Source organism: Paraburkholderia phytofirmans (assembly GCF_046028095.1).
Classification (GTDB): domain Bacteria; phylum Pseudomonadota; class Gammaproteobacteria; order Burkholderiales; family Burkholderiaceae; genus Paraburkholderia; species Paraburkholderia phytofirmans_A.
Genome location: NZ_JAQQDJ010000009.1, coordinates 309446 through 326712, shown reverse-complemented (window position 1 = coordinate 326712; position 17267 = coordinate 309446). Strand labels below are relative to the sequence as shown.

Genomic DNA, 17267 nt, shown 5'->3' with positions numbered 1-17267 from the left:
ATCCGATTTTCTCGCTCTAGAGGTCGAAATTGGTGGGCATCAGGATCACGTCGCGAATGGTCATGCCGCGTTGCCTCGTCAACATGAACATTACCACCTCGGCTACCTGGCTAGCTTCTAGCAGACTTCCCGCCTCCTTGGCCTCTCTCAGTTTCTCCTCGGGCCAGTCAGCGAGCAGTGCGCTAATGACCGGGCCAGGCGAAACGGAGCCGACGCGAACTCCGTATTTGAAAACCTGGCGCCGCACCGTCTGAACAAAGCAGTTAATCGCCCATTTGGACGACGCATAGACCGGCTCCCAGGGCGTCGGAAAGTGAGCAGCCAGCGAACTGGTCACGATAATGTCCCCGGTCCGTCTTCCGATCATGTGCGGCAAAACGTCGTGAACATTCTTCATTACGACGTTGACGTTGAGGTTCAGCATCCGGTCAATCGCTGCCGTGTCGGCATCGACCAGATCGCCGCCGACGTAAGCGCCCGCATTGGCATGCAGGATGTCGATCTGCCCCGCCATCTCCAGGACGCGCGGCGCAAGCGTCGCGCAGGCTTTCGGGTCGAGCAGATCGATCACCAGCGGAATCGCCGCATCGCCGCGTCCGCTGCAAATCGCCGCCAGTGCTGCGCCGTCGCGGTCGACCAGCACCACGCGGGCGCCGGCCGCCAGCAGCGCCTCGGTGCTGGCCAGCCCAATGCCCGACGCAGCCCCGGTTACAACGGCGACCTTGCCTTCCAATTCTCGTGCCATGTTCTCCGTCCTTCCTGGTTGGCCGTTCTTGCCGGCACCTAATCCGGGATGCAACCTGCCGAACGGCGTCGAAACGATGATCACCTACCGATCACACTGTAGCCACCGTCGACGCGCCGGTTATGGCCGAGCATTATCTGCGCTGTTCCCATATCGGCTGCGTCGCATACCGCTGCCGGGGTCCGGTTTCTCGTGATAATTGCGCCCTCGCAACGGTTCTATGCCTTTCTCCATTTCTGCCGCTTCTGTCGAAAAAAATGAGCGAACCGCAGGGCGGATCATTTGATCGTTATTTGAGCAAATGATCGAATGCGGAAGGAACGCTGTCAAGGTGATTTCTGGAGGGGAAAACCCCGAGAGGCGGATACGGTGAACACAGTTGACCGTCCGGCGAGGCAGCGCACCAGTTCATTTCGCGCGGTTCGAGAAGCTTATCTGGACAAGGATTAGCGACGAACCGGTTCATTCATGGTGCGCGGGTGATTTACCCTCGGAATAGTGACAAATTAAACGCCGCCTACGCAAACGCGGAGCCTGGACGCCCGCGCGGTTAGTCCATCCCACTCGCTGACGCTGCGCGTGTCGTTCCACGCGATTGCTGGACGCAGCGGGTCATTGGCGTCAAGGAGGACGACGCCGTGCATCTGGGCGGAGAGGCCAACGGCCTGTCGGACCATTTCTCACGCAGCGCCGATAGCGCGGTGCGCGTGGCGCGCCACCGGTTCTCTCGATCCTGTTCAGACTATCGGGCTCCTGGCCTGGATATGTCCAACGGATGTCAAGCGGTCCCGACAATAAGGCCTTCGCTGGAGAGCAGCAGGCCGTGCAGTTCGGACGTGCCAGGAACAATGCCCAGGCACATTATTTGAACCCGATGGAGATGACCGTCGACGCGTGACAGACCGCCAACCAATCAGTGGGGCAACGCCGGTAACTCGCATACGTTCGGGGCAGAAGGCGCGCGCTCATTGTCATTCAGGTTAGCCGACCGGTAACTGGTCCTGGTCTGCGGCGCCGACTGGAGGCCCATGTTGTTCCGCAGCACTTCGAAATATGCATGTCGTTCTGCTGGCCTACGTCGATGCACGTGGTGGACGCGTTGCGCGGATCTCCCGCAAGCCGGGGGAACCCGCGAAGGATACCGGCACGCTCATTTGACGAAAACACCTCGAAGCTCATGGGGGCCTCGTCGCAGGAACACCAGATCGCTGTCGCGAAGTTATGGAAATGAGCGCAGACTAGACGCTTCCGCCACCACGGGGGCTTTCCCGGGTCGCAGCAGTTTGACTGCGGTCTACACCGGTGCGGTGGAGGCCACTTCTCCACGCTGTGGAGAGAGAGCTTTCGCAAGCACTGCCAGAGCCGGTCCAATCTCATTGCGCAGCGTGTCCACTTTGATCTGTTCCGATGGCGCGCCGCAACTGAGCGAATAGATCTGTCCGTCGCTTGCGACGAATGCGATGGCAGCCGCATTGATACGAGGATGAAAGTCGCCAGAGTCGACTATGAACCCCTGTTCCGCAAACTGCCTGACTGCTCCGGAAATCACGGCTTCGCGTGCTGGCCAGTTGTCCGGATCGGCTACGCGTATCTGCTCGAGCAGCATCGTGCGATCCTCTTCACGCATGCGAGCAATGTGGGCCACGCCCATCGCAGTGTTCGCCAGAGGAAGCTGCGAACCGACGTGAAGATTGAGGACAAGCTCCGATTGCCCCTGGCAGCGTTGTGTCAGGACGATTTGCAGCCCATGGCGCATACCCATGCTGCACGCGGCGCCAAAGCGATTGGCGATTTCCTGCATCGCGGGCCTGGCGATATCGGACAGCGGTGCTGCCGCGAGCGCACTATAGCCCAAGCCCAGCACCGATGGACTCAACTGCAGTTTGTCGCCGTTCTGGCCGGTTAGCAAATACCCTTCGTCCTGCAGCGTTTTGCAAAGACGCCAGACGGTAGGCTGCGGCAACTTCAAAAGCCTGGCGATCTCCGAGGTTCCCAGTTCCCGCTTGGCGGTAGTGAAGCAGCGTAACACTGCCAGGCCCCGCGCCAGCGCCGTGACAAAATGGCGGTCATTGTCTGTCAACCATTCACCTCGTGCGGATCTGAAAAATCGGAATAGAGTTCTGACATCTGGCAGTGCCGCAAATTGCTGGGTACGTCATGTACGGGATTTCCGGCGTCAATGGCTGCGAGCCGGGATTTGCACCATAGCCCCGGGAGCCAGCGGGGATGTCAGGCCGTCCGGACCACAGGGTGGAGATATTACACTGCGCGGTGTTGATGAGTAAGACCCCCGACCGTCGACCGACGTGCTTCTCTCGGGCGCCGGATCAGGTCTGCGCATACCTGCCACTCAGTTGCCTCGCGATGACGCCGGTAGGCGGCGCCTTCTGGCCCGTCTCGGCGACGTACTTCATGCTGCATTCGAGCCGCGTGTCTCTGGACCAGGTGCGCTTCAGATCGTCCCGGACGTGAATTCGCAGACGCCCCAGCCCCTCGATTTCGAGTTCGACCCGGTCGCCGTCGTGGAGGGCGCTCAAGCCTCGATGGTTTGTGCCGGTCGCGACGATGTCTCCGGGTTCGAGGGCATGGATGGCGCTGACCCACTCGATGCAGCGCACGATGTCGTGCGCCATATCATCCGTGTTGAAGTCCTGCTTGAGCATTTCGTTCACCCACAGCTGGACTTGAAGTTTCTGCGGGTCGGCAATCTCGTCTGCCGTCACAATGTATGGCCCAACAGGCGCAAAGGTGTCGCGTGACTTGGCCTGAAAGAAGACGTTGTGGGCGGGCGGTAGGCCGCGCGCCGAACCGTCTATGAAATTGACGTAGCCGAAGACGTAGGACAGCGCTTGCGCCGCGGGTACGTTGGACGCGCGCCTACCGATCACGACGCCGAGTTCGGCCTCGCCCTCGAATACGCTCGCGGGCACATCGGGCAGGAGCATGGTCTCGCCCGGTCCGATGATTGCGCCCGGAGACTTGTGAAACGCGTTCATGGGCGGCCGCGCATCGAGCGTTCCGTTCTCCATGTAGTTCACCGCCATGCAACTGATCTGCCGCGGCCGCGGCCGCGGCAGCGGCGCGCGCAGCGTCACGGAGGCGAGCGGCGTTCCTTGTTCCGTTGCCAGCTGCGATTCGATGCGCGGGCGGTAGGCGTCGAATCCTGCAATGAGCCCGGTCATCAAATCCTGCCGATCGCGATGTGGGATATCACTCAGCACGGACGTGATGTTGACGACCCGCTCGCCCTTGAGTACGCCGAGCTGGAAGTCGTCGAAGTAGATGAGTTTCATGGCGTGCCGCTGTCTGTGTTGTGATCAATGGCCTGCTGCCCCGCCGCGTGGTGAGTTGCGCTTCCGGTGCGCACTTGCCAGCGTGGACAGACATTCAATGGGAGGCGTTAGCGGGTACATTCGGGCCTGACCAGCCGGCGTCTGTCGCGACCACGCCGCGCTCGGCAAGGTCGGCAATGTCGATCGCGGATAGTCCAATCTCTCGCAATACGACTTCAGTGTGCTGGCCGAGGCGTGGCGGATGCAGAGCGACGCTGCCGGGTGTTTCGCTTAATTTCACCGGTAAGCCGCCCATGCGCATGGAACCAAGCCCTGGCAGGTCGATATCGACGAGACATTCGCGTGCCTGCAACTGTTCTTCCCGAACGAGGCGGTCCAGGGTGTTGATCGGTGAGCACGGTACGCCTGCGGCTTCGAAATGCCCAAGCCAATGCGCGGTTGGTTGCTTCGCGATGATCTGCGCGATCGCTGCGGCGAGGAAGTCCCTGTGCTCGGTGCGGCTGCTGTTGCTCTGAAAGCGCTCGTCGGTGACCCAGGATTGTTGGTCGAGCACCGTGCACAGATCCCTGAACATGCGGTCGTTGAAGCATGCAATGACCAGCCAGCCGTCGCATGCCTCGAACGCCCGATAGGTAGGGTTGCCGCCGAGTCCCGCGCTGCCGGTCCGCGTCGGCGGCTCGCCGGTAGCGAATAAACGCGTGAGATGCTGGCCTAGCATCGAGATTTGCCCTTCAAGCAGCGACGTGTCGACACGCTGGCCGCGCCCGGTGCGGTGACGCGCCTCCACCGCGAGCAGGACACCGATCGTGGCCATCATGCCCGCTGTGACGTCGCATACCGATGGCCCCATCTTGACCGGCCCACCGTCAGGCTCGCCGGTCAAGCTCATGCCGCCCGTATACGCCTGCATGAAAAGATCATTGGCGGGCCGCTTGCTCAGCGGACCGGTCGCGCCGAAGCCGCTGATGGAGCAGTAGATGAGCCGGGGATTTGTTTCGCGAAGTTGCTCGTAGTCGAGGCCGGCGCGCGCCAGCGCGCCGACCCGGTAATTGTCGACCAGCACGTCGGCCTGGTCCACGAGGCGTCGCACAAGAGCCGCTCCCTCGGGATTTTTCAGGTCAACCGCAATGCCGCGTTTGTTGCGGTTGGTACATGCGTAGTAGCCGGCGAGAACGCCGTGGAAGCCCTCGCCCCAATATCGGCTGTCGTCTCCCACTCCGATGCGTTCCACCTTGATAACCTGCGCGCCGTAGTCACCGAGTGTCATGGAGCAGAACGGCCCCGCCATAGCGACGCCGATCTCTACCACCTTCATTCCGTCCAATGGACCAGCCATGTTATGTGTCTCCTGCAGTGTTGCTGCGATAGGGGCGCCGGAGAGCCGTCATCGCATGGTTTCTGCTGTGACTGCTCAGTGCGCGAACTCGGCAGGCTGCCGGTGCGCGTCGCACGGGTGCTCGTCCGTAAGGGCGGGTACCGGCCGTCCGAGCACCACGTGGCCAGGGAGGTCGAGCAGCGCGTGGGCGATTCTGGCGCGATGCTCATGCGTCGTTCCAAGACGCATGGTCCACGCCGACACGCGTCGGAACCAGAGGTGCAGATCGAATTCCATCATGAAGCCGATGCCGCCGTGAATCACCTGAGCGTTACGGACGACGGCCTCGCATTTCTCATTGCAGAAGGCCTTCGCTTGCGATACCTCGACGGTATGTGGCAGGCCCTGACCCATCTTCCACAGGGCTTCGTACGTTAACAGTTCGCCCCCGTCGATCCAGATGATCATGTCCGCGCACATGTGTTGCACAGACTGAAACGCGCCGATCGGCTGGCCGAAGGCCTCGCGCATCTTTGCGTATTCGATGGCCATTTCGGCGTCCTTGCGGGCCGCGCCGAGCATCTGGGCGCACAGCAGCGCCGTTGCGACATCGAGCATCCGTTCGACGACTGGCCAGCCCTGGTCTAGTGCTCCGATACATTGGCCGGCAGGAACACGCACATTCTTGAACACGACTTCGCTTTGCTGGTCCTTCGCGGTCGTAACGAGCGCACGGTGCGTAATGCCCGCGCTGGCAGTGTCGACCAGAAAGAGGGAAAGACCTTCTGCGCCGCGCGATGCGTCGCCGGAAGTGCGGCACACAACGAGACATGCATCGGCGCTTACGAAGTTGTCCACAAAGAGCTTGCTGCCGTTGATCACGAAGTCATCGCCCTCGCGACGCGCCGTGGTATGCACGGCAGTGGGGGAGCAGTACGCTCCGTTTTCCACGACAGCCCACGTCAAAAGCTTCTCGCCGCGAGCTACGGCGGGCAGTATCGCGTCGCGCTGCGAGTCTGATCCGTCGCGCGCGATGGTCAGTGCCGCGACTACCGTGCTCAGCAGCGGCAACGGCGCCACGGCACGGCCGATTTCCTGAAGCACGAGCCCGAGATAGACCAAAGGCATGGCCGAGCCGCCATAGGTTTCGGGCAGGCACAAGCCCTGCCAGCCGAGCTCGGCGGCCTTGTGCCAGAGCGCCGGCGGATAGCCCTTGGGATCGCGCTCCATTTCTCTCACGAGCTTGGTCGAGCATTCTCCTTGGAGGAAAGCGCGGGCCGCGTCGCGGATCATCTCTTGTTCATCATCTAGTAGGACTTGCACATCGATCTCCGTTGATTGCTCACGCGGTGCATGCCAATAGCCGGCGAGCCAATGGTTCTTCACTGAGGTTTGCGAGATTTTCGTGACGAAGGCAGGTTCAGGCCACGCCGGGCGATCTGGTCACGCATGATCTGCACGCTGCCGTGATTCACTCCCGACTGGAAAGCGCCCATCACGTTATGTGCGAAGACCCCTTCCTCAATCGCATGCGGGGAAGTACTGAGCAGCTGGGCATAGGGCCCAAGCATCTGGGTGATGGCTTCCGTCGTCTTGACGCCATGCTCGGGCGCCCACACCTTCTCGGCTGAACCTTCGTAGGTAAACTTGCCGCCGCGCTGGACGATCGACATGCTGCGCATTGTCATGAGCCGGCAGACCTGCGCCTCGGTCCACAACTCGGCCACCTTGTCGCGAATCGCTGCGTTGTTGGCAAGTGCTTCGGGTCCGTGCCGGTTCTCCTTGAGCCAGTTGACGATGTCCTCGTCGCGCCGGATCGACATCAGGTACCGCCATGCGCCCACCCGGTCGAGGTTCAGCGCTGCGGCGCCGATACCCCAGCCCTTGTTCTCTTCGCCGAGCAACGCTGTCTTCGGCACGTGCAGATCGTCGAAAAAGGTTTCGTTGGTGCGGGCTTCGCCGTAGGTTGTGCCGTGCGGTGCGCCCGGTGAATTCTGTATGGTCCATAGCGGGCGCACCGTAATACCGGGCGTATCCATGGGGATGAGGAAGATGGAGATGCCGTCGTGCTTCGGTGCGGATGGGTCAGTTCGCGCCATCAGGTAGATGTGGGTCGCCCAGTGCGCTGCTGTGGTGTAAATCTTTTGGCCGTTGATGACGTAGCCATCCGCGGTCGGTACGGCCCGGCAGCGCAGGTTGGCGAGATCCGCACCCGCATGAGGCTCAGAGAATCCGAGGCAGAACGAGACTTCGCGGTTGATCAGTCTGGGGATGAAGTACTGCTTCTGTTCCTCTGTCCCGGCCGCAAGAATGGCCGGGGCGCCGCTCCCTCCCAGATCGATGCTGACGCCGGCACGCATGAATTCCTCTTCAACGATGAACTGCGAGAGCTGGTCGCCGCCCTGGCCGCCATATTCCTTGGGGTAGGCGATGCCGAGCCAGCCACGTTCGCCGATCCTTCTGTAGAGCTCTTTCATCAACGGCCCGGTCCTGCCGGTCGGGCGCATCTCGCCATCCTCGGCGGCCACCTTGATGTTGTCGTCGGCGAGTACGGCGGGCGTCACGTTGTGCTCGATGAACGCGCGAACGTCGCGTCGGAGCGCTTCCTGCTCGGGGGTATAAGCGAAGTCCATTGTCTGTGCGTCTCCTGGTCAAAATCTCGGCGTAATTCGCTATGCAAATTAACAATTCACATTTACGATGCTACGGCCTTCGTTTGCGGTCGTCAAACGATTCCGTCGTAGTACAAACCCTCGACGGTTTTTCATGTTGGGCCAGAAACCTGGTGTTTTCCCCTGATCCATTGACCTGTCGGCTAACTGGTTGATATTCTAGGTCAACGAAATGCAAATTCGCACAGCGAATAATAGGTTTGAATCAGCCCCTGAGGAGAGTGCATGTGTTTTGCGGCATACCGGGAGAATGGGATCGGGAGTTCTGCGGCCGCCAGAGCCGAATCTTCCTTCCGTGTATGCGCCATCAGGAACGTTAGGTATGCCAGCTATCTGGGTCACCTATGCTCCGGAGACAATGAACGTGGGTTAGCAGCCGGCCGCGGCCTGCAGGAGGGCGAGGAAATTGACTTCGACCCGGTCGTGCCGTTGCGGGCGCCGCCCGGGATTTTCTGCATTGGTCTTGCTTACGCAGAACGCTGCCCCGAAAGGGCGTTCGCCGTGCCTGGTTATTCCGCCGCTTTCAGCCACACCGGCTTGAGTTTCGTCGGAGAGGGTGCGGCCGTCGTTCGGGCTCGCGTCCCCCAGCGTTTGGAATTCGAAGGTGAGTTCTCAGCATTCATCGGATGCGGCGATCGCGAAATCGGAAAGGTGCGGCCGCGCGAGCAAGTCATCGCTTATTCCCTTTTTAGCGACCCATCGATTCGAGACTGCCAACCCGAGCCTCAACAGTGGACGGTCGGCAAGGACGCCGACCACACCGGCGCCCTCGGGGCCTTTCCTGTCGCTGCTGAAGAGATACCGCGTGGCCGGCGAGGATTGCGGCCGCAGATCCCGCCAAACCGCAACGTGGAGCGGAGCGCCGCGACCCATGGCCGGGTCGTCGGCATCGCTATTCCTGCGTCGATGCTCAGCGAAGCGGTCGCGCTGAAGCCGGGTGACATCATTGTCGCCCGCACTCCCGCAGGCGTCGGACCGGCGCATAGACCGCCGACGCGGGTGAAACGCCGAATGTTGCCTGCGCACAAGCGAACCATCCGGCGAAACGGGCAGGACGGGTCACGCGATTGTGCAATGTTAAGTCCGCGTTGGTGCGCCGCGCCCAGCCAGCAAACGACCTGGCGTCCGTCGCACGCTATGGCCCGCGAGCGCATCGGGCTCGATAACGCGATGCCTGACTCCGCCCTCCTAAGGCAACTGGCTGGAAAAGCAGGCGCAACCGCATTTCCCCAGATGCCATTCGAACTGGCAAGGGGCGACAGTCTCCCTGGCCAATGCTTTCCACCCATCACTTACAGCGTGAGGAATATGCAATGTTCCGTCTTCCGTCCGAGCAAATCCCGGGTGTCTACCATCGCCGGGTTGGCGACCTGACAGTGACTGCCGTCTGTGACGGCTACCTGTACCCCCCTGTCGATATTGTGCAGGGGATCAGCGAGGCCGAGACTGTCCAGATGATGGTCGCTGGGCAAGGTTATCCAACCATTCGGGCTTCTATTAACGTATTTGCCATCCGCTCAGAAGATCGGACTGTGCTAGTGGATGCCGGATGTGGCAGCACGTTGGGAACAACCTGCGGCAGGCTATGCGACAACCTCGCCAAAGCCGGTATTGCGTTGGATAGTGTGCATGCTGTCCTGCTCACTCATATCCATCCCGACCACTCCAACGGTCTGACGACCGCCGACGGCGAAGCGGTTTTCGCGAACGCCGAGGTGATCGTCCATGAAGCAGAAATCGCCTATTGGCTCGACGACGCCGTCATGGCCCTGGCAGACGAGCGTGCGCGCTCGCGCTATTTTGCCGCCGCGCGCTTTTGCCTGGCACCCTATCGTGACCGCATCCGCACGTTCACTGCGGGCGAGGTGCTACCGGGCATCGTCGGCTTGCCCAGTCATGGCCATACCCCGGGCCATGTCGCCTATCGCATCTCTTCGGCTGGAGAGGACATGCTGTTCTGGGGCGACACAGTGCACGTGCCGGAATTGCAGGTGCCGCGGCCGGACATTACTGTGCGGTACGACGTCGATCAGGCCCGGGCGGCATTTTCACGCCAGGCCATTTTCGACATCTTGCTGCGTGACAACCTGGTGGTGGCCGGGGCGCATCTGCATTTCCCAGGCTTCGCCCGACTGTCCCGCACAGACGGTTCGTACCGCCTCCTCCCGGAGCCCTGGGCCCACACGCTCTGATCCGGTCTCATGTGGTCTGCGACGGTTGCAGGACGTGCAGCCATGTCGACGCGAGGTCGCAGCGAGCTGGGTAGGCCGGCGGTTGACGGCAGACCTGAACCAAAGTTCGCGGCCGAGCCTGCCTTTGCGTCGGTCCCTGCGATCCGATTTTCAATCCATGCAAGTGAGGTAGATGATGAAGTGCTATCTGGTTGCGAACGTTATCGTCACCGACCCGGGGCGGTTCGCCGAATACCGCGAAAAGGTGCCGGCGGTCATTGCACAGTACAACGGGCAATATGTGGTTCGTGCCGGTGCGGTGCATCCCCTGGAGGGCGAGCTCGCCCTCCAGCGTATGATCATGCTCGAGTTTGCCTCCATGGATGCGGCGCGGCGGTTCTATGAAAGCAAAGAGTACGCGCCGCTGCTGAGGCTGCGGAAGGAAACGACACAGTCGCAGGTCGCCTTCGTCGAGGCCTTGGGCACGGAATACCTCAACTAGGGAGGGGCGAGCGCGCGGCCTCCGTCTAGCGTGAGCCCTGCTGACGGATGGCCTTTCGGTAACAGTTTTGGGATGGGACGGGGAGCCTCCCGTCCGGCGTCGGGGCGCGAATCGGCCGCGGCCGGCCTATGCCTACCGTTGGCCACCTGGCCCTGATAGCAACCAAAGAGAGCACCAGGCAAGTCCCTTGCATTTGACAGTGCTGGGGCCGCGTCCCCCAACATGGCGATCGCCCCCAAAAGCGAGCCAGCCATCGACAGCATCGACGTCTTCGGCAGCCCATCCCTATGTGAACCGATCCATGAACGCATTGCGGCACCACCCTTCTTCCGGGGTGGCATCGCCACCAGGGCGACCGGGCAGATGCCGCTGCTCGCCTGATCCTCGGCGTGTCTGGCGCGATGCGTCGCAGCCGTGATCGAAGAAACGGGTGCGTTCGCCGCTGCAGGCGGAAAATGAAGACCGAAAACCGGCCACCGATGCGGCTTGAAATCGCAAGCTCGCCTGACCCCGCCCGCTAACCGATGTCTCTGCTCAGATCAGGCAGATGGCGATGCCCTCGTGCTTCGGCACGGCGGGTCAGGTCGCGCCCTCAAATAGATGTGCGTGGGCCAATGCGCGTTTGGCGTAAATCTTGCCCGTTGATGACGTAGCCCTCCGCGGTCGGTATGGCCCGGCCATGCAGGCTGGTGACACCCGTCCCCGCATGAGGCTCAGAAAATCCGGGCATAACCAGACGTCGCGGTTGACCAGTCTGGGGACGAAGCATTGCCTCTGCTCGTCTGTCCTCGCCGCAAGAATGGCGGGGCGCCGCTAACCCCCAAATCGATGCTGACGCCGGCGCGTATGAATTCCTCCTCCGCAATGAACTTCGAGAGCTGGCCGCCATACTCCTTCGGATAGGCGCTGCCGAGCCAGCCACACTCGCCGATCTGCCAATAGAGCTCCCTCGTCAGCGGTCCGGTCTTTCTCGCCGGGCGCAGCACGTCGAGCTCGCAAGCCACTTCAATCTTGTCTTCGATCAGTACATCCGGCGCGAGGTCGCGCAATGAACACGGAAACATTGAGTTTGCGTCGTTTCCCGCTCGTGGCTAAGCGAAATCCGACGGTTGCTTGGCTCGGCGCCGGAAGATGGCAATATTCGCGGTGCGAATTATCAATTCTTTAGCGGAGATGCTACGAGCTTCATCTGTCGTCGTCAAACGATTCCACCATAGTGCAAACCCTGTTCGTGCTGACGAAAATGGCGCGCTACCTGGTGCTTTCCCGCGATCCCTTGACCTCTTTGCAAACAGGCTGCTATTCTGAAAGTGCGAAATGACGATTCGCACAGCGAATAGTAAGAATCGTAGGCCGGGATGGGCCGGTTCAAACAAACCACGCCGCAATCTCCAGCCGCGTCAGCGACGATAGGTGGTTCTACTAAGCTTTGACCGGGCCAGCCCGGATGGCCGCATTCACGGATAAAGGAAAGACAATGCCCGATTTGCCTAAAAGAGTTCAGATCAACGAGGAAGGCCCTCGCGAAGGTTTCCAGATCGAGAAGGGCACGATCCCCACCGATCGGAAGGTCGAATTGATCGACGCCTTGTCAGAGACAGGACTTAGCGAGATCCAGACGGTGTCCTTCGTGAATCCTGCCCGCGTGCCGGGCTGGGCCGACGCCGAGGAAGTGGTCAAGCGCTTTCATGCAAAGCCGGGCATCCGCTACACAGGGCTGTGGCTTAACGAAAAGGGCTTGATGCGAGCGATCGCGACCGAAAAGCTGTTCATGAAGGGGTTGATATCGCTAACTGCGTCGGAGAAATTTCTGCAGCGCAATCAGCAACGCACGCTCACGGAAAATCTCGACGAGCAGCGCCACATGATCACTGTCTTCAAGCAGCACAACATTCCGGTTGAACGCGGCAGCATCATGGCGGCATTCGGGTGCAACTTCCAGGGCGACATTCCGGTTGGAACTATCGTCGAGATGGTGGCCCAGATCATTGATCTCGGTAAGCAGACTGGCGTCGAAATCAAGGTGGTATCGCTTGCCGACACGATGGCCTGGGCGACGCCACAGAGCATCTACAGGGTGGTCGGAGCGGTCCGCGAGCGATTCCCTGATCTGCGGCTTTCGCTGCATCTGCACGATACACGCGGTATGGGCATCGCCAACGCTTTCGCTGGACTGCAGATGGGCGTGGACTCTTTCGACAGCACTGTCGCAGGCCTGGGCGGTTGTCCTTTCGCGGCGCATGCCGGCGGGGCAGGCAATGTGTGTACCGAAGATCTGGTCTTTATGCTGAATGAAATGGGCATTGAGACGGGCATCGATCTGGACAAACTGCTTGAAGTCGGACGGCTTGCGGAAGATATCGTCGGGCACCCATTGCCGGGAACTGTAAAGACTGGCGGCAGCCTGAAAGTGTTGCGCGATCGTCTACGGGCGGCCTGAGCCATGACCCAGTCACTTACGAAGAAAATCGGCGCATTCGTGGCCGCCCTTGACTTCGCGGCGATACCGGAAAAGGCCACGCAGACCGCGCGGGCGGGCTTTGTCGACTGCATTGGCGTCATGATCGCCGGTCGCGAATCCGACGCGCCGCGTATCCTGCAGCGCGTACTGGCACCCGGACGGGGCGCGGCGACGCTGGGTTTTACGCAGTCGCAGGTGAGCGCACCTGAGGCGGCATGGATCAACGGGACCGCCGCGCATGCGCTAGATTTCGACGATATGGCGGTGCGTGGCCACCCCAGCACAGTGCTCGTGCCCGCTATCCTCGCCGAGGCCGAACACCTGGACGCGAGCGGCGCCAGCATGCTGACAGCGTATGTGGCCGGCTACGAGACATGGGCCGAACTGGCGCTTCGCGAAAAAGACTCGGTGCATTCGAAGGGCTGGCATCCTACCGGCATCTGGGGCGCAGTAGCGGCGGCAGCGGCGTGTTCCTCGTTGCGACGGCTGAGCGCCGAAAGCACGAGCGTCGCGCTCGCGCTCGGCGCGTCGCAAAGCGCCGGGCTTCTTGCCAATTTCGGCACCATGACCAAACCGTTTCACGCGGGGCGCTCGGCTCATGCAGGCGTCGTCGCGGCCCGGCTTGCCGAGGCGGGGTTCACTGCATCAACCGACGCGCTCGAGCATCCGCAGGGCCTGTTGTGCGCAGTCTCTCAGCACGGCAACACGGACCGCGAGGCGGCGCCTGATACGGGCACGCGCTGGCACATCGTGCGCGAAGGCCTGAACATCAAGCAGTATCCGCTTTGCTACTGCACGCATCGGTGCATCGACGGTCTTCTCGCGCTCGTCAGAGAGAGCGGATGCACAGCGCAGGATGTCGAAAGCATTACCGCTGTCATCAGCGATCGCTACGCGACGATCCTGCGCAATCATCGGCCAAAGACCGGACTTGAGGCCAAGTTCAGCATGGAGTTTGCGATGGCCGCCACGCTGACAGCGGGGCGCGTAGGGCTCGGTGAACTGACCGACGACTTCGTCAACCGCGCCGACGTCCAGTCGCTCATGCGGCGTGTGCGGATCGAGACGGGCAGCGAGTACGACAGCAGCAACCCCGACGGTGCGCCCTACGACCAGGTCCGCGTGCAGCTGAAAAACGGCAGGGTATTGGAGGGTTCACAGGTTCGCCGGGCGCGAGGCCATGCCGACTTGCCGTTCTCCAACGACGACCTCTACGAAAAGTTCGAACTGTGTCTCGATTCGGTGGGTGCGAAGACCGATGCGGCGTTGCTCTTCGACAGATTGATGTCCCTCGAAACCATCTCGGCGCGACAACTCACGAGCGTGCGCTCATGAAGCTCGCGAGTCACAGCAATCGCGCGAGCAGGAGTGCGCGCATATCGACTAACAGCCGGGCGGCGCATGGCGGGCCCGAGCCGACGCAAGGTGAAAGCCAATGAGTGAACCAGAAACCTATCTCACGGCCGAAGTCCGTTCGTATATCGGCATGGAGACGCAACCGGTGCCTGCGTTTGATCCGGTGGAACGGGGCGCGGTACGACGTTTCGCGCAGGCCATCATGGATGCCGATCCTGTCTTCATGGACGCGGACGCGCAACCGCGATACGGCGGTCCTGTTGCGCCGCCCCTGTTTCCGTTGACCCAGCACCGTTTGCCGTTTGGCGTCCCCGATGTCGTATCGCAGCATGCCTCGGATCCCGACTACGACGGCACGCGAAACGAGATTGCGCTGGCGCGAACGTCCGATGCCGACGCCAGGCCCACTTCGCTCCCGCCGCTGCCGCTCGACTCACTGGCGTTGCTCAATGGCGGATCGGAAATCGAACTGTATCGCTACATGCGACACGGAGAGACGCTGTATTCGACGAGTCGCTACGCCGACATCTTCGAGCGGCGAACCTCGAAGGGATTGATGGTTTTCGTCGTGACGACTACGGACTACCTCGACGAACAAAGCAACCTCGTGGCGCGTGTCAAGCTGACCACGATCCGGAGATGACATATATGAACTCGTCCGCTTTTCTCGCCGAGACACGCATCGAGCCGCGCTATTTCGACGACGTCCGAATTGCCGAGCGTCTTCCGGAATTAACGAAAGGCCCGCTTACAACTACCCACCTGATGCGCTGGTCCTCCGCCATCGAGAACTGGCACAAGATCCACTATGACAGAACCTTCACTCAGGAGCACGACAGGCTGCCCGATCTGCTCGTGAACGGCTCGCTCAAACAGAACTTCCTCGTGCAGATTGTCAAGGAGTGGGCGACCCACCACGGCTGGCCGTGGAAGGTGAACTTCCAGTTTCGCGCCATGGACGTGGTGGGCAGCACGTTAGTCGTCTGGGGCGAAGTAACTGGCCTGTTAAAGCTGGAGCGTTACGGGCTGGTGGAAGTGAAACTTGGCATCCGCAACCAGGACGGCCAGGAATCTACGCCAGGCTCGGCGACCATCGCGCTGCCATACCGCGGCGGTCCAGCCGTCCCCTATCCCTTCGTGGCGCCTTCGAATGAAGAGATCACCGCTGCAAGGACAGTCGAAGAGACTCAGGCAACCGGTTAGTCGGACCGGGCGATTCCGAATCTGGTCGCGCGAATGCAGTAACCGGCGCGCGCACCGTGATGCATCGATGTCAGTCACGCCGGCGATTGTCCGATGCCTTGAGCAAGGCACATATCTACAATGAGATGGAGGAGCGCGTGAACGACATAAACCAGAGATTGGACCGTCTGCCGATTGTCGGGTCCCACAAGTGGGTGATCGGCATTTTCATGTTCGCCTATTTCTTCGAGCTATCTGATCTCAGCACCTTCGCCTACGCCGCTCCCCAGCTTATCAAGAACTGGGGCATTCATCTGCACGCTATCGCGCTTATCACCTCGGCGAGCTTTGGGGGCATGTTTGTGGGCGCGCTGGTGGGCGGGGTGCTTGGCGACCGGTTTGGGCGCAAGACGGTGTTTGTCCTGTCGGTACTCGTCTACACCGGCGCTTCCTTCCTCAACGGGTTTGCCTGGGATATCTGGTCGCTTGCCGCGTTCCGACTGATCACCGGGCTGGGCTTGTCCGCAATGACTGTCGTCGCGAGCACTTATACCATCGAGTTTTTTCCGGCTCAGACGCGTGGGCGAATACTCTCCCTGATCATCGCATTCTCGCTTGTGGGTATCCCGATCACCGCATGGGTTGCCCGTGGACTTGTGACTACCGGCCCGGAGGGCTGGCGTTACATCTTCATCTGGGGCGCACTGGGCATACTGGTCGTGCCAGCAGCAATCGTGAAGTTAAACGAATCACCACGATGGCTTGAGCGCCGGGGCGAGACCGAGCACGCGCAACGCATCGTGGCGCGATTAGAGACAGCCGCCATCGCACGTCATGGGGAGCTGCCGCCATTTCGTGCGGATCAGCAGCTCTACGTCCCGCCGAAGGTATCTCACGCACAGATCTTCGGCAGCGAGTATCGCCCAAGACTGATCGTCTTCATGCTGACCTCGATCTTTAGTACGCTGGGCTTTTACGGTTTCATTGCGTGGGTGCCGTCCCTGCTGGTCGAGCACGGTTTCTCCGTGGTGAAATCCCTCAGCTACTCAAGCCTGATGGCGATCTGCAATCCGCTCGGCGCCCTGATCGCAATGACAATGATCGAAAAGGTAGAACGCAAATACATGATCGCGGGGGCCGCGCTGTTTATTGCGGTGCTGGTGTCGATGTACGGATGGACCACGAATCCTGTCCTGATCGTCGCCTTCGGGGCGGCCGTGATGATCGGGCTGCAAGCCATTACCGTCGCCTTCTGGACCTTTGAGTCCGAGAGCTTTCCGACCGACATCCGCTCCGGAGCCACCGGTCTAATCTACGGCGTCGGGCGCATGGCCAACATCATTGGTCCGTTCATTGTAAGTGGCCTCTACGGTGCGTTCGGCTACTACAGCGTGTTCATGTATATCGTGACCTGCTTTCTGATCGGGGGGGCGATCGTGGCAGTTTTTGGTCCGAAGTCGACCGGGCTCTCGCTGGAAAGCATCGGCGAAGCGCAGACAGGCGCCGCGTCGAAAGCCATGTTGGACATGAAGGCCGTCAAGACCCGTGGTTCCCTGTAAGCGTGATGAGA

General features: G+C 61.0%; 17 protein-coding genes. 9 read left to right on the top strand and 8 right to left on the bottom strand.

Features of this window, described 5'->3' with window-relative positions; translation table 11 throughout:
- Positions 1–16: 16 nt before the first annotated feature.
- From PQR54_RS25240 to PQR54_RS25210, 7 genes are all read right to left on the bottom strand, one after another.
- Positions 17–745, bottom strand: coding sequence for an SDR family oxidoreductase (locus PQR54_RS25240; RefSeq protein ID WP_408250441.1), 729 nt, complete (start codon positions 743–745; stop codon positions 17–19).
- A gap of 506 nt (positions 746–1251) precedes the next feature.
- Positions 1252–1389 (bottom strand): hypothetical protein, encoded by a 138-nt coding sequence (locus tag PQR54_RS25235; protein WP_408250540.1) that lies wholly within the window; start codon positions 1387–1389, stop codon positions 1252–1254.
- Between the two features lie 650 nt (positions 1390–2039).
- Positions 2040–2825 (bottom strand): IclR family transcriptional regulator, encoded by a 786-nt coding sequence (locus tag PQR54_RS25230; RefSeq protein ID WP_408250439.1) that lies wholly within the window; start codon positions 2823–2825, stop codon positions 2040–2042.
- Positions 2826–3072: 247 nt separating this feature from the next.
- Positions 3073–4038: a fumarylacetoacetate hydrolase family protein gene (locus PQR54_RS25225; protein WP_408250437.1), complete on the bottom strand. Its 966-nt coding sequence runs from the start codon at positions 4036–4038 to the stop codon at positions 3073–3075.
- A 94-nt stretch (positions 4039–4132) separates the two neighbouring features.
- Complete coding sequence (locus PQR54_RS25220) at positions 4133–5353, bottom strand: CaiB/BaiF CoA transferase family protein (RefSeq protein ID WP_408250435.1); 1221 nt, start codon at positions 5351–5353, stop codon at positions 4133–4135.
- A 96-nt stretch (positions 5354–5449) separates the two neighbouring features.
- Positions 5450–6739 (bottom strand): acyl-CoA dehydrogenase family protein, encoded by a 1290-nt coding sequence (locus PQR54_RS25215; RefSeq protein ID WP_408250433.1) that lies wholly within the window; start codon positions 6737–6739, stop codon positions 5450–5452.
- On the bottom strand, positions 6736–7986 hold the full coding sequence (locus tag PQR54_RS25210; RefSeq protein WP_091810129.1) for an acyl-CoA dehydrogenase family protein: 1251 nt from the start codon (positions 7984–7986) through the stop codon (positions 6736–6738). The genes PQR54_RS25215 and PQR54_RS25210 overlap by 4 nt, the downstream gene beginning before the upstream one ends.
- 264 nt (positions 7987–8250) lie before the next feature.
- Here PQR54_RS25210 and PQR54_RS25205 point away from each other — a divergent pair, with 264 nt between their 5' ends.
- From PQR54_RS25205 to PQR54_RS25190, 4 genes are all read left to right on the top strand, one after another.
- Complete coding sequence (locus PQR54_RS25205) at positions 8251–9399, top strand: fumarylacetoacetate hydrolase family protein (RefSeq protein WP_408250431.1); 1149 nt, start codon at positions 8251–8253, stop codon at positions 9397–9399.
- Positions 9339–10217: an MBL fold metallo-hydrolase gene (locus PQR54_RS25200; RefSeq protein ID WP_091810460.1), complete on the top strand. Its 879-nt coding sequence runs from the start codon at positions 9339–9341 to the stop codon at positions 10215–10217. The genes PQR54_RS25205 and PQR54_RS25200 overlap by 61 nt, the downstream gene beginning before the upstream one ends.
- A gap of 172 nt (positions 10218–10389) precedes the next feature.
- Entirely contained in the window at positions 10390–10698 is a 309-nt protein-coding gene (locus tag PQR54_RS25195) for a DUF1330 domain-containing protein (protein ID WP_408250429.1), read from the top strand.
- Positions 10699–10920: 222 nt separating this feature from the next.
- Complete coding sequence (locus PQR54_RS25190; protein WP_408250427.1) at positions 10921–11079, top strand: hypothetical protein; 159 nt, start codon at positions 10921–10923, stop codon at positions 11077–11079.
- A gap of 332 nt (positions 11080–11411) precedes the next feature.
- On the opposite strand, the gene PQR54_RS25185 is transcribed toward PQR54_RS25190, so the two are convergent.
- Complete coding sequence (locus PQR54_RS25185) at positions 11412–11762, bottom strand: acyl-CoA dehydrogenase family protein (protein ID WP_408250425.1); 351 nt, start codon at positions 11760–11762, stop codon at positions 11412–11414.
- Between the two features lie 413 nt (positions 11763–12175).
- Here PQR54_RS25185 and PQR54_RS25180 point away from each other — a divergent pair, with 413 nt between their 5' ends.
- The 5 genes from PQR54_RS25180 (at position 12176) to PQR54_RS25160 (ending at position 17256) form a co-directional block, all read left to right on the top strand.
- Positions 12176–13138, top strand: a complete 963-nt coding sequence (locus PQR54_RS25180; RefSeq protein WP_091810453.1) for a hydroxymethylglutaryl-CoA lyase — start codon at positions 12176–12178, stop codon at positions 13136–13138.
- A 3-nt stretch (positions 13139–13141) separates the two neighbouring features.
- Positions 13142–14494 carry an MmgE/PrpD family protein gene (locus PQR54_RS25175; protein ID WP_091810450.1) on the top strand — a complete coding sequence of 451 codons (1353 nt, stop codon included), beginning with the start codon at positions 13142–13144 and terminating at the stop codon, positions 14492–14494.
- 100 nt (positions 14495–14594) lie between these two features.
- Complete coding sequence (locus PQR54_RS25170) at positions 14595–15158, top strand: FAS1-like dehydratase domain-containing protein (RefSeq protein WP_408250423.1); 564 nt, start codon at positions 14595–14597, stop codon at positions 15156–15158.
- A 5-nt stretch (positions 15159–15163) separates the two neighbouring features.
- Positions 15164–15718, top strand: coding sequence for a hotdog family protein (locus PQR54_RS25165; protein ID WP_408250421.1), 555 nt, complete (start codon positions 15164–15166; stop codon positions 15716–15718).
- Positions 15719–15855: 137 nt separating this feature from the next.
- Positions 15856–17256: an MFS transporter gene (locus tag PQR54_RS25160; protein WP_408250419.1), complete on the top strand. Its 1401-nt coding sequence runs from the start codon at positions 15856–15858 to the stop codon at positions 17254–17256.
- Positions 17257–17267 lie beyond the last annotated feature (11 nt).

What these genes read in the sequence shown, in the direction of transcription:
- PQR54_RS25240 (WP_408250441.1), bottom strand. Translation starts at nt 745, where the DNA reads ATGGCACGAGAATTGGAAGGCAAGGTCGCCGTTGTAACCGGGGCTGCG.
- PQR54_RS25235 (WP_408250540.1), bottom strand. Translation starts at nt 1,389, where the DNA reads ATGCACGGCGTCGTCCTCCTTGACGCCAATGACCCGCTGCGTCCAGCA.
- PQR54_RS25225 (WP_408250437.1), bottom strand. Translation starts at nt 4,038, where the DNA reads ATGAAACTCATCTACTTCGACGACTTCCAGCTCGGCGTACTCAAGGGC.
- PQR54_RS25220 (WP_408250435.1), bottom strand. Translation starts at nt 5,353, where the DNA reads ATGAAGGTGGTAGAGATCGGCGTCGCTATGGCGGGGCCGTTCTGCTCC.
- PQR54_RS25210 (WP_091810129.1), bottom strand. Translation starts at nt 7,986, where the DNA reads ATGGACTTCGCTTATACCCCCGAGCAGGAAGCGCTCCGACGCGACGTT.
- PQR54_RS25205 (WP_408250431.1), top strand. Translation starts at nt 8,251, where the DNA reads ATGTGTTTTGCGGCATACCGGGAGAATGGGATCGGGAGTTCTGCGGCC.
- PQR54_RS25200 (WP_091810460.1), top strand. Translation starts at nt 9,339, where the DNA reads ATGTTCCGTCTTCCGTCCGAGCAAATCCCGGGTGTCTACCATCGCCGG.
- PQR54_RS25195 (WP_408250429.1), top strand. Translation starts at nt 10,390, where the DNA reads ATGATGAAGTGCTATCTGGTTGCGAACGTTATCGTCACCGACCCGGGG.
- PQR54_RS25190 (WP_408250427.1), top strand. Translation starts at nt 10,921, where the DNA reads ATGGCGATCGCCCCCAAAAGCGAGCCAGCCATCGACAGCATCGACGTC.
- PQR54_RS25185 (WP_408250425.1), bottom strand. Translation starts at nt 11,762, where the DNA reads ATGTTTCCGTGTTCATTGCGCGACCTCGCGCCGGATGTACTGATCGAA.
- PQR54_RS25180 (WP_091810453.1), top strand. Translation starts at nt 12,176, where the DNA reads ATGCCCGATTTGCCTAAAAGAGTTCAGATCAACGAGGAAGGCCCTCGC.
- PQR54_RS25175 (WP_091810450.1), top strand. Translation starts at nt 13,142, where the DNA reads ATGACCCAGTCACTTACGAAGAAAATCGGCGCATTCGTGGCCGCCCTT.
- PQR54_RS25170 (WP_408250423.1), top strand. Translation starts at nt 14,595, where the DNA reads ATGAGTGAACCAGAAACCTATCTCACGGCCGAAGTCCGTTCGTATATC.
- PQR54_RS25165 (WP_408250421.1), top strand. Translation starts at nt 15,164, where the DNA reads ATGAACTCGTCCGCTTTTCTCGCCGAGACACGCATCGAGCCGCGCTAT.